The organism is Roseivirga ehrenbergii, from assembly GCF_001593005.1.
Taxonomy (GTDB): Bacteria; Bacteroidota; Bacteroidia; order Cytophagales; family Cyclobacteriaceae; genus Roseivirga; species Roseivirga ehrenbergii.
This window is the reverse complement of the sequence record NZ_LQZQ01000045.1, coordinates 308,400-320,785: the sequence shown is the minus strand read 5'-3', so window position 1 is coordinate 320,785 and position 12,386 is coordinate 308,400. Positions and strand designations below refer to the sequence as shown.

Genomic DNA, 12,386 nt, shown 5'->3' with positions numbered 1-12,386 from the left:
AATCTCGGCATCCTTCTCAGTTCAGTGTTTCTATCTATGTTACTGAAAAAGACCTCTGAAGTTTTGGAGCAGAGTGACTTTCAAGCCAACTTACCTGATACAGAAATGGCGTTGGCACAATACCCAAAGCTAAGTCATGCTGTAAGCATCCTTTCACACTTTTCACTGCCGCAGGCTTTCCAAACGTATGTCTGCTTATTATCAAAGACAGCACTCTTTGTTTTTTAGACCCTTCGTACCTCAGGGAAAGAAAATGAGCATTTTCGCTTTGCTGATCTTCAACACTTGATTAACCCTACTGCGTTCTGGCACTCACTTTCCTACCCTACAAAAGCCACCAATAATATTAAAACTCCAGCGTCAGGTCGCTTACCCTTTTATAGCCTTTGATATGGATGGCTTGGTCATCAATTTCTACAATGGCAAAGCTGTTGTTCTCCAAGCCTTGGTAGTCAACCATGCCTAACTGGGTGACATAATGAATTCCATTGATTTGAGTGTGTTCCTCTGCGTGCACATGACCATGGAATACGGCCAATACTTTACCTGAGGCTTCGAACAATTGCTGAAATCTCTGGTAATCGTTGACATGAAACTTAGCACCTTCTTTATTGAATTCATAAAGCGGGTGATGACAGAAAACAATCGTAGGCAAATCATTCTCTTCTAAATCTTGCTTGAGCCAATCATATTCAACCTCAGGAATATTGGCATCCTGCCAATCTGCTCCTTCTTTGTAAAATTGGTTTCTCCCATCGGCATGGTAATTCGCATCCAATACCACAAAATGGAAGCCTTCTTTATCGAAAGAATAATAACTCTTCGACTTATCAATACCCGTGTTTTCTGTATGATTTAGGAACTGCTCTTTCCTTATGCTGTCTACATCGTGGTTGCCTACACAGTGAAAACGAGGCCCATCAAATTTTGCATAAGCATTCTCTAGCGTTTCTAAATAGCGTAGCGTATCTGCTTCTTCCTGATTCAGGTCTTCATCTTTAAAATCACCTAAATGTGCAACGAAGTCGACTTTTTCGCTGTTCATTACCTCCACAAACTCATTCATTTTCGCAATAGAATCGCGGTAGTAGCGAGTGCCAGAGTTTTCACGATCGGCATAGTGTGAATCGGTAGTGAGGCCAAATCTGATTTTCGAAGTCTTGTCTGGTTGACAGGCATAGATTGAAAGCGGTAGAAAGGTAGACAGCGTGACTAAACCGCTGTTTTTCAAAAATTTTCTTCTGGAATTATCAACCACTTTACCGTTCATTTTGGATTACTTTAGATCTGCTTCTAAAGTAACAAAAGCCTTAAACGATAAGGAAATTTTTGACTTTAAGTTTTCTATATCAAACTCTGTCTTCTGGCCTTTTGAACGGCCTCTAGCTTGTTATGCACTTGTAGTTTTTTGTAGATGTTTTCGATGTGCTTTCTTACTGTACTGGGCGAAAGGAATAGGTTATTGGCAATTACCGTATAGCTAAGCCCTTCTGCCAACTGCTCCAATACTTCTTGTTCGCGTGTACTTAAGTCTACAATATCTTCTTCTATTCGGAGTGAGTCTTGTTTTTCGGGATAACGAAGCAGTTTTAGTGTTTTTACTGCAATGGATGGGCTCATGGCTGCCCCTCCTTCAATGGTTTCTATAATGGCTTTATGAAGTTTATCCCCTTCAATTTCCTTAAGTAAATAGCCGTCTGCCCCTACACGAATGGCATTAAAAATATTCTCATCATTATCGAAAACAGTGAGCATAAGCACCTTGATATGTGGGTATTTCTGCTTGACAATATTGACGGTTTCAATACCATCGAGCACAGGCATTTCAATGTCCATCAATACCAAATCAAGGTTATGGTTCTTCTCCAATTTGGCTAGAAATTCGCTTCCGTTGTGTACAGTGTATTTAATATCTAAATCACTGTAAGGAGACAGTTTCTCATTAATCGCCCTCGCTAAAAAGGTATTGTCATCTACTATAGCCAATCTTAATTTCATACTTCTAACTGTCTTAATTTCTATATTTTAGGCTTCCACAGTCAATTCTACTTTTGTTCCCTCTCCTACTTTACTGCTTAGCTTAAATTCTATCCCGGCTTTTTCCGCTCTACTTTTCATAATATAAAGTCCGTTTCCAGCAGACTGTGTTTTGGTGTCAAAGCCCTTTCCGAAGTCTTCAATCACAATTTCCATCTTGCTTCCAACCTCTTTAAAAGACACCACCACCTCTCTAGTTTCAGAGTGTTTTACGGCATTATTGATCGATTCTTGGATAATCCTGAACAGGTTCATTCCCACAAAAGCATTCAGTACTTTATCGCTATTTTCGCCAACTGTGCGTACGCTAATGGCATCATCGGTGGCATCGTGAATCGTAGCCGCCAATTGATTTGTACGCTCCTGAATATCTTCTAAACTGATTTCATCTTTATTCATCGCCCAAATGGTATCGCGCAATTCAGCAATGGTAACTAAAGTGAACTGCTTCATTTGGGTTAGTTTCTCTGCCATAAACACCTCCCCTTTATCGATATTGCGTTTTGCGGTATCTGTAATTGAGGTAATATAGGTAAGTTGAGATCCGATATTATCGTGTAAATCGCGGGCAATACGAATACGTTGTTCCTTTAAATTTTCTTGTGCTTGGGCTTCTACCATGGCCTTTTGCAGTTCAGCCTCTCGTTTTTGCGCTTGTGCTTTCAACTTCTGATCTCTAAAAACCCCATAACCTATCACAAGAATAAGTATCACTAAGCCACCGCTGGCCAAAAGCAAGTTGTTTCGTTTTTTAATAATCAGCTCGTTTTCAACCAGTTCATTTTGTTGACGAAGGATTTCGTTTTCCTTTTGTTCTGTTTCGTATTGTTGCTTTAGTTTTAAAACTTCTTTGGCCTTATCGGTAATAAATAGGCTATCCTGAGCCGCATTACTCTTTTTCAGGTAAACTAATGCGTTTTGGTAGTTGCGCTCATTTTCATAAATGCTAGAAAGCGTGAGTGCTGTTTTTTGTTGAAAGATAAGCAGGTCATCATCCACGGCTCCTTGATATGCTTCTTTACCTAAGTTTGCCGCTTCGGTATAATTTCCCCTCTTATTTAATACATCTGCTAAATGCATCTTCAAGAATATTACCTCATATCTATCTCCCCTTTCTTGCTGAAGTGCCAAGGCGTTTTTAAGAGATTGCTCAGATTCATTTAACTGACCCAGTCCTTTTTGCGCAATACCTAAATTGGTATAACTGTAAGCTACGACCAACCTTTGCCCAATAGACTGCCATAATTCCAGTGACTTTTCTGCATGCTGAAGTGCTTCTTCGTATCGTTCCTGATCATTATTGAGCAAGGATAAATTATTTTCAATTGCCGCCTGAAAAAACACATCGCCCAAAGCGCGATACATTTCCAACGATTCCATATTCACCTTTTCCGACAACTCATACTCTTTAATGGTTCGGTATTGACTGGCAATATTCAGCTTTACCGATGCAATTCTCTGCGAATCATTGGCAACTTCATATCGTCTAAGTGCCTTTAAGGAATAGTAAATAGCGGTATCTATAACGCCAGTGCGTTCATAGGCATTGGCCATATTGTGATATACAAAACTCAGCGTTTGCGAACCATTGGTAGAGTCTACCAAATTCATGGCGAGTTTATAAGACTTAATGGCATCCTCGTAATCTCCGGCCTCGGTTTTCAGAATGGCCAAATTCATTGATATTCTACCTTGAAGATCTTTGTCTCCAAAAGCCTCTGCTTCTTTATAGGCCTGGCGAACGTAATGCCATGCACTGTCTTTATTAATGGTTCGGTACTTAAAACCGATATCTCCTAAAAACTCAATTCGCTCTTTTCCACTCTTCAGAGAGAGTGAATCTTTAAGGGCATCGATAACCGATTGAGGTGTATTCTGTGCCTGTAAACAGACAGTCGCAAATAGTAACAGCGAAATGGCTATTAGAAAACGAAGTTTATGGAATGAACGCATGGAATAAAAATAGAGAAGAATTTTAATTGGAAGAGTTAGGCTTTAAAGTATTTCAAATATTTTTTTATTCACAATCAGATCAAGTCTTTAATAAGAATGTAGCCAATTTGATTATTCACAAGTTTTGGGTTGAAACATGCCTGAATTTCTTCCTAAAAAGCGCTTAAAGCACAAACACAATCATACAAAAAGAAAGAGAAATTAGAAATGGCGATAGAAACTCAAAAGGCAAAGCCCGCGAGTTCTGAATAAATTGAGAACCCAACGAGCTTATGCACATCACCATAAAAAGTATTCTCAATTGGCTTTAGCGGCCATTTCCTGAACAGTAGATTTTAAGAATGCGTCTACTGCCATTTCAGCACCTTTTAAGTATTTAGAAGGGTCGCAAACCACGGTAGCAAAATTGGTTTTCTCTCTATCTTCAACACTCCATACTCTCAAAACACCATAATCTGTTCCTAATTTATCTCTGTCGGCATTCATACCTGCCTCAAACTTTTGTCTTTCCAAAACATCCTGGATTTCCACTCCGCCTCGAGCCATGAAAGTCCCCATATCAAATCTGTTTGTGCTGGCTTCATTCACCTTAAAATTGGTTTCCACCTTTACCTGTGCCGAACCTGCATGTCTGTTTAGCGTTTTAGACATCTCGCCTTGGCCATCTTCAAAAACAGTCACCTCAATCACTACTTTGTTCCAAATAAAGTCACGCTTCTGGTTAACCACTTTGTTTTCGGTACCTTCTACATAATCGGCCAAACTGGCTATACCTGGCTTATTCTTATCGAATGTTTTAAGCGGAACAACAAACTTTTGCGTAGATGGTCTGGTCAGAATCACACCAAAGGCTTTGCCCTGCTCGGGCCCTTCACCTGCCTTTAACTCCCATCTTTTCTCACGGTTTTTCACAAAAGCATTGTGGTTCCAAACTTCATCAATGGAAGCGATTTCAAAACCCTGAGCTTTTAAATCATTCACATACTGGGCATATAGCTGGTCAGTCAGTTTTTGCAAATCATCTGGGTTCAAACCATCGAGCACTACGGTAAGTGAGGCTTTGGCATCTCCTTTAATTCCACCTCGCCACATTTTTCCGCCCTTTTTCTCATCTTCTAAAGTAAGTGCTGTTTGATAGTTTACCTGAAAATCAGAAATGGCAACTCGTTTAGGACTCTTGCGATAATTCAGGTTAGCGGGTCCTAATTTTTTCACTTTAATTTCACCAACTGATTGCGCTTTGAGTGTTAAGCCAGCAAACATCGCGACTAGCATAAACAACCATAATTTCCTATTCATAATGTACCTCCTATTTTAATCTAAATTATAAATCAAACTTAGGCTGCTTGCTTACGGCATTCAATAGGGCAATTGACGTAAACTTGGTCAATGGTCATTAGTCATTGGGGGATTAGTTATCAGTTATCAGTTATCAGTTAATCGGACCCCGAAGTCTCGGGGCAGGAAACAGTTCCTAGTTTATGGTTTATGGTTAAAAGTTGGGGTTACTGCAAAAGTCAACTATACCACGTCATTCAGAGCGGAGCAAAGAATCTCCAAGAGTTTCGCACATACTCAAAAGCCTTCATATAAACTTTCCCAAGTGGGGAGGTTAAGGTCTGTGCTAGACATGGTCACCCACCTTTTCACCTCGACCGTAGCGGAGAGGCCTGCCAAGAAAATTAGTGCTTGGTATTCGGGATATTGTCTGTCAATAGCAGCAGAACCAACTCCAGGCGTCATTGCGAGGCACAAAATGAACGCAGTGGAATTTTGTAACGCGGCAATCTATTAGTTCTGGGCAGTAGACTTCCAAGCGGGCAGATTGCTTCGTCATGAAAACTTGTTAGCACAAGGTTTCATTTCTCGCAATGACGGATACCTCAAAAGCAACCGCAGCACGTCATGCTGAACTTGTTTCAGCATCTCTCACAGCCTTGCACTTGACTAGGGAAATCGGTGATTGGTGTATTAGTTATTGGTTAATCGGATTTAGAGCTGAAACTCAGGACTGTGTTGGTGACAATTGCTCAGCCGACTAATTGCTACCTACAAACCAACCTTCTCTTGTAATTATTCTTTTAAATTCTTTTCTTCCGAGAAGAAAAACACACATATACTTTTTAACCCCCTGTGCTTTTCTAGAAAATTCAAAAAATGCACGTTATACAGTACCCGTTGGTTAGCTATCGTGCACTTTTCGTAAATTATTGAAAATATATCATGCATAAAATTGAACGATAGCTAACGTTGTGCAGGATTAAAAGAACAATATGACAGACTACGATAAATCTTTTGAAGCGCTAGTTGAATTTGAGAAGAAGTCGAATGAATTTTTGAAGTCAGACTTATCTGAATCTGACACTAGAAGCAAGATTCTTGATAAAATAATAATTGATGTTCTTGGGTGGACAGAATTTGACATTGAAAGAGAAGGATGGGTTAGAGTTGGTTTTTTTGACTATGAAATAAAGACTGCTACTTTTCAATTCGTAGTTGAAGCCAAGAAGAACTTTCAAGAATTCAAGCTTCCTTCAAAGGGTAATGAAGTAAAGGCAAAAACAATCTATGACGGAAATAGAGATGTCATTGATCAAATAAGACAGTATTTGTTTGAAAGAGGATTAGCTTTCGGTGTCATAACAAATGGAACACAATTCATTATAGGCCAATTTTCAAACACTCAAGGTGCAGACTGGAAAGAGCAAAAGTGTTTGTATTTCAAAGATTTGGAAGACATTAAAAAGAACTTCGACAAATTCTATGATTTACTTTCTAGAGAGTATGTTGGTAAATACGGAAAAATTAAGATTACTAAGTCGTCCAATATTGGAAAGACAATAGTGAAAGACTCTAACCTGAAGCGTAAAAATTTTGAATTAGTAAGAAATCAAATCAGTCAACATCTAATTCCTGTAATCAACAAAGTTTTTGAGGAGATTTATAACACCGAGTCCTTGGAAGCAAAAAAGATTCTAGAAGAATGTTACGTACGAAACAAGGACGTAAAAAAATACAACTCTGAACTGGGATTTATTTTTTCAGACACACCACCAACATTTGATAGCAGAATTGTTCCAGTTCAAAATACTGATAGCACTCATGAACAGTTAACAGATCAGCTATTTGTTGACACTAGTGTTTTGCCCGACCCCATCATTTTGATTGGTACAGCAGGTGCAGGAAAAACTACTTTCATTAAATATTTTACGGAAGTACTTCTATCCAAAAAACAAAAGAAAAATCGCCCTCTTGTATACCTAGATTTTCGCTTATATACAAGTCAAACCATACGTGATACTAAGTACATTTATCAAAATATCATTGAACAACTTGAAAACACATATCCCGAACTCAACCTTTCGAAATTAAATATTCTAAAAACTATATATAAGCAGGATATCGAGAAAAAGAAGGATGGTGTTTGGGCACATATTGTAAATGATATCAGTAGGCTGGATGAAGAAGTTTCAAAATTTATTGAATCAAAACAATCTGACCCTCTTGTACATTTAGAGGCAATTTCGAAATACTTGCTTCACAAGTGCAGCAAAAGAATTTGCGTTCTATTTGACAATGCAGATCAGCTCAATGAAGCAGATCAAAAGGAAGTTTTTCTCCTCGGTAATGGACTAAATAGAAATTTGAAATGTATATCCATTATTTCTTTAAGAGAAGGGTATTTCTACAAATGGAAAGATAAACCACCATTTAATGCATATCAATCAATTGTTTATCACATTACAGCTCCTCCTTACAGAGAAGTTTTGAAAAGGAGAATTAATTACGTGATGACAAAGTTTGATTTCCAAGAACTAAATCTGAGTGCAGCAAACAAGAGTATAAAGTTTCAGAAAGGAAGTTTAGAACACCTCTTCAAAAACTTATATGATACTTTGTTTAGTAAAGAAAACTCAGAAGTCATGGAGTTCTTGGAAGAAACTTCTTATCCTAATACTAGACAAGGATTAGAAAATTTCAAAAGCTTTCTTCTTTCAGGCCATTCCAAGATTACGGAGTATATGTCCTTTGATTATGGGGTAGGTGATGGTATTCCGATTTGGGAATTTTTCAAATCTGTCGCATTGGATTCAAATTATTACTATGAAGCCAGTAAAAGCAAGGTTATAAATCTCTTTTACCCTAGTAAGAACAATACCAATCATTTCACTAAAACACGAATTTTAAATTATTTATTTAATCGCTTAAGCCAGTCTTCAAAAAAGTACGACTATTTCAAAGTTGGGGATGTAACGGAGCAATTCTTAAAAGCTGGTTATACAATAGATGTAATTGAAGAAGAGCTTCAAGAGTTGTTTGACTATAAACTAATATCAACATCTGAATACACTGAAGATATTGAAGAAGAAACTTCACTAGACTCCAACTCAATGATTTCTATTACCTCGGTTGGCGTGTACTATTTGAAATCATTAGTTAGTCGTTTTCACTATATAGACTTAGTTCTTCAAGACACTCCTATTTATGCTGAAGATTCATTTGGTCAATTAATTAATGTTTTTCCTGATTCTGATGAATATGGAAATCGTGATCTTCAACAGCGAAAGGAATCGGTTGAATCTTTCATAGATTACCTTAAAAGTCAGGAAAAAAATGACAAAAAGTTTGTCTCGAACTTTGACGACCAGTCAATAATGTTCGATGTTGTTGAAAGTTTGAAACAGAAATTAAGTAAGGACTTAGAACGATTGGATAAAGTGATAAAAAGACAAAAAAACCCTGCATAATCGAATAGACGTCCGTAGGCCATAAGCCCACGGTGCGCCTCTCACATGCTTGCGCTGAAGCTTCAGCATAGACGCCACCACCTGCCGTACGGGTCTCGTACTTAACCCTTCCCTCTACCCCAAATGAAACTCTTCTTTGTCTAAAGTAATCAGACTTAAGTAGCGCTTACCTTGCTTTGGAGCGAATAAAATAACTTTATCACCCACGGAAAGCTTATCGTAAAGAAGGGTATTTACATTAATAGTGCCTCTGGTAGTCACTACCCTATTAACATTGCCCGAACGGTTAGAAGTGAAAGTCAATTTATCTTCTACCAAGGCTGTGTGCCCTATTTTGTATCCGTAAAGCTTTGCATTGTTGTACCTCATGTAACTTCTCAACACCCTATAAAACTGATATAATGGCACAAGCAGAAGCGGAAAAATCACCAACACGAATGTCTATAAACCATTAGCGATTAGCATCAGGTCAAAAATTAGCACAGGCCCCATAAACATAAACCGTCTATTCTTTTCGGCAGTATAAATACCCTTTATGGCCTCTAGGTCGCGGTCGCTGAGGCGAACTTCTTGAACTGTGCTTTCTAAAAATTTTCTATTCTCGGTTTTCTGCTCTTCCGCTACTTGTTGGTCGAAATCTACAGGCTGTACTTCGGTCAGTTTTAAAGTAAGTTTAGATTTTGGCGCTTGGTCTAGTACCACTTGAGAACCAACTTTGGTTCGCGTATATTCTTTATACTCTACAGAATACTCCTCTCCATCGATGTATAAAAAGTAGCTTCTGGTGGTTTTAGTACTAGTTCCGCTCGACCCTCTTGAACCACCACTGCCTGTGGTGGTTGACGTGGTTACATTTAAGCGCTTGTCGGTAACTTTACCAGTAATTCTATATTTAACACCTCTTTTTAAATCGACAGAAGCCGACCATATCATATAACCGATAATGCCAAAAAAGAACAAGCCAAATACAGCCAGTATAATTTTTCCGCTGCTGTCGCTACCGAAAGTTTCAAAAATATCTTCGAAAACAAAGGAGGCAAAAAGGCCAAACATAACTACCACCATGATTGGAAAAATCATCATGGGAATAAGGTGCTTTCTCAGCCTCTTAATGTCTTCAGGCGCTAAAGGAAGTTGTTCTTTCATTAGCCTTAGCGAATACTGCTCGATAAGTAAATACCATCTAACGTATTGAAAACCAATTCATCTTTACTGGTTAAAGTGGTGCTACCATCATCGAACTGGTACATACTTTCGGCATTGAAACTTGGAACAATTTCTATTTCGGTACAATTGCCTGTAGAAGTTGCGCAAGAGTTCAGGAACATCTGTCCGTTGAATTCAAATTGCACTGACAAAAACTTACCGTTGCTCGTCTCAAATTCACTGGTTTTAAAACCAGCTGGAACTTCTTCGCCAGTTGTTGTATTCACACCGTTGACAATCCTCACCCAACTTTCTCCAAAGTTTTCACTAAAAGAGGACATACCTGCACTACCCACATTATTGTTTATAGCCTGAACTTTACCATCAGAGCTCATAAATCGTGGCCCGGTACCTGACAGGTTTGTGGCCGATCCGGTTACAAAGTTCCAACTAATACCATTGATAGACTCGTAGGCACGGATATCGACCGAATATGTTCTAGCTTGGGTACTTGGCGATATGTACACTTGCTGAACCAGTGTTAGCGCATGGTATTTTCCATCGGTGCCTTTGGTCACCAAGTTAGGCCTTACAAGATCGGTAGATTCCTCTGTCCAGTTTCTGTTATCAGTACTGGTGTAAATCCCCTTTGAAGTGTAAGCCAGTGTTTTACTTTCGTCATGATAAATGCTTACTATTTCACCTATGGGCGAAGTGGCATAAGTTTTAGCACCAATGTCGTATACTTTATCGCTCACATAGGCGTAATTGCCCAATACATAAGTTTTTCCAAACATCTGATTTGAAGCATATTGAAAGTCGTACTCCAATGGCAGATAAGACTTCGTCCCATTCGATTCCTTAATAATTCCGCTTTTAAAACGAGAGCCATTTTCTAAAAACCCTTGGCTATATACCTTATCTCCTACTCGGCAAACGGCAAAATCATGGTCAACTGGTTCTACCGTAGTGCCTGAAGCTACATATACCTTTTTCGCGCCCCATCTATCGAAAATATTTACATAAGCATGGTCGCCAAAAAGCTTCATACCGCCTTCGGTGTTTTGCCAAATCTGATAATCGGCTGGGTAATTATAATACCGTATTTCTTGGCTTGGAGTAATAATGATTACTCCGCCCTCTTTTGCGTAAGCAAAGTGACCGTAGCTATAAGCAGTTTTCACTTTGTTTCTACTGAGCCCATTGCCATACACTTGTGAATAATTGAGGTTGGTTAAAGTAGTTTGGGTGAAGGTTTTTGTAACTACATCAAACTCACCTATCACTCTATTATAACTATCGAAAAAGCCCATTTTCTCACCCGAAGTGCCAAGGTAGTAATCCTCGTTCATGGTTAACTGAACTCCAGTACTTTCATAAGTGCCATTATTGTCGATAAAGAAAGTTTTGCCATTGGCACCATCATTCTGAATGTAGATTAGCTTTCCAGAATCCGTTACTCCAGTGGCATAATGCACGGCCGCAGAACCTGACCTGATATTGTTGAGGTCATAAACTCCGCCATCGGAAGTTACAAATAAGCCGCTGTTACTAATATTGGTTTGAATCGGCTTGTCCTTGTCTTTACCATAGATAAACAGCTCCTGAACTGATTCCCCTCCATCTTTGGAATAATAATTCTTTACTGAGGTATTCTCTCGGTATGAAAATATCATGTATTTCTCATTAGGGCTTACACTGATGTTTTCAGCAGCAGCAAAGGGAGAAAGCTCCATAATCTTCTTGAAGGAAATATTAGCCAGCGATCCTTGAGTAGGGTCGCTATCATCGGTAGTATCGCATGCGACAAACGATAAAGTGAAGATAAACAAGCAAATGAACCAAAGCTTTTTGTACATGAGTTTCCAGAATTTAATGTTCTACAAAGCTATTTCGGAAGTACTAGCAGTTCAATAAGGCAATTGACGTAAGTTTAGGGATTGGTCAATGGTTAATTGGTCATTAGTCATTGGGGATTGGGGATTGTGAAACAGGGTATCGGTGGATCAGGGGAATAGGATAATGTTTTATTGCTAGACGGTTCAACTGACATAGCTCATTCGGAGCGTCATTGCGAGGAATGAGATTCGCGGTAGCGAAAGCTCATGACGAAGCAATCTCTAGTATTAATTCACGAGACAGTGAGATTGCTTTACGCAAACATTCAATCGGAGCGTCACTGCGAGGCACAGACCATGCGGTAGCAATGGACTTTAACGAAGCAGTCTCTAGCAAGCAGCTCATGTAATTTGAAATTGAGATTGCTTCACGAGACAGTGAGATTGCTTCACATAAACACCATCACTCCGAAGAAGTACAGCAAGTTCGCAATGACGGTAACCGCAGGTATTTCCTGTTAGTAACAACCTCAATCACAGATTATTCCTGAATCCAAATCACCACAAACACCCAATCGGAGCGTCACTGCGAACGCTTACGCCTTAGCTTCAGCGTTGGCGCAGAATCAGGCCATGCGATAGCAACGGACTGTAACGAAGCAGT

At 39.0% G+C, this 12,386-nt stretch carries 9 protein-coding genes; 1 reads left to right on the top strand and 8 read right to left on the bottom strand.

What is annotated here, in order from left to right:
- Positions 1 to 346 precede the first annotated feature (346 nt).
- The 5 genes from MB14_RS11680 to MB14_RS18965 form a co-directional block, all read right to left on the bottom strand.
- Positions 347 to 1,270, bottom strand: a complete 924-nt coding sequence (locus MB14_RS11680; RefSeq protein ID WP_062591775.1) for a metallophosphoesterase family protein — start codon at positions 1,268 to 1,270, stop codon at positions 347 to 349.
- A 74-nt stretch (positions 1,271 to 1,344) separates the two neighbouring features.
- Positions 1,345 to 1,998 (bottom strand): response regulator, encoded by a 654-nt coding sequence (locus MB14_RS11675; RefSeq protein WP_053224421.1) that lies wholly within the window; start codon positions 1,996 to 1,998, stop codon positions 1,345 to 1,347.
- A gap of 27 nt (positions 1,999 to 2,025) precedes the next feature.
- Positions 2,026 to 3,990 carry a tetratricopeptide repeat-containing sensor histidine kinase gene (locus MB14_RS11670; RefSeq protein WP_062591773.1) on the bottom strand — a complete coding sequence of 655 codons (1,965 nt, stop codon included), beginning with the start codon at positions 3,988 to 3,990 and terminating at the stop codon, positions 2,026 to 2,028.
- 297 nt (positions 3,991 to 4,287) lie between these two features.
- Positions 4,288 to 5,289 carry a hypothetical protein gene (locus MB14_RS11665; RefSeq protein ID WP_062591771.1) on the bottom strand — a complete coding sequence of 334 codons (1,002 nt, stop codon included), beginning with the start codon at positions 5,287 to 5,289 and terminating at the stop codon, positions 4,288 to 4,290.
- 276 nt (positions 5,290 to 5,565) lie between these two features.
- Positions 5,566 to 5,745: a hypothetical protein gene (locus MB14_RS18965; RefSeq protein WP_221405486.1), complete on the bottom strand. Its 180-nt coding sequence runs from the start codon at positions 5,743 to 5,745 to the stop codon at positions 5,566 to 5,568.
- Between the two features lie 518 nt (positions 5,746 to 6,263).
- Here MB14_RS18965 and MB14_RS11660 point away from each other — a divergent pair.
- Positions 6,264 to 8,738, top strand: a complete 2,475-nt coding sequence (locus MB14_RS11660) for a Cdc6/Cdc18 family protein (RefSeq protein WP_062591770.1) — start codon at positions 6,264 to 6,266, stop codon at positions 8,736 to 8,738.
- A gap of 114 nt (positions 8,739 to 8,852) precedes the next feature.
- Here MB14_RS11660 and MB14_RS11655 read toward each other — a convergent pair whose 3' ends face one another.
- The 3 genes from MB14_RS11655 to MB14_RS11645 form a co-directional block, all read right to left on the bottom strand.
- Positions 8,853 to 9,107 carry a hypothetical protein gene (locus MB14_RS11655; RefSeq protein ID WP_132644002.1) on the bottom strand — a complete coding sequence of 85 codons (255 nt, stop codon included), beginning with the start codon at positions 9,105 to 9,107 and terminating at the stop codon, positions 8,853 to 8,855.
- Positions 9,108 to 9,179: 72 nt separating this feature from the next.
- On the bottom strand, positions 9,180 to 9,884 hold the full coding sequence (locus MB14_RS11650) for a hypothetical protein (RefSeq protein WP_062591766.1): 705 nt from the start codon (positions 9,882 to 9,884) through the stop codon (positions 9,180 to 9,182).
- 5 nt (positions 9,885 to 9,889) lie between these two features.
- Positions 9,890 to 11,743 (bottom strand): hypothetical protein, encoded by a 1,854-nt coding sequence (locus tag MB14_RS11645; RefSeq protein ID WP_062591764.1) that lies wholly within the window; start codon positions 11,741 to 11,743, stop codon positions 9,890 to 9,892.
- Positions 11,744 to 12,386: the final 643 nt, after the last annotated feature.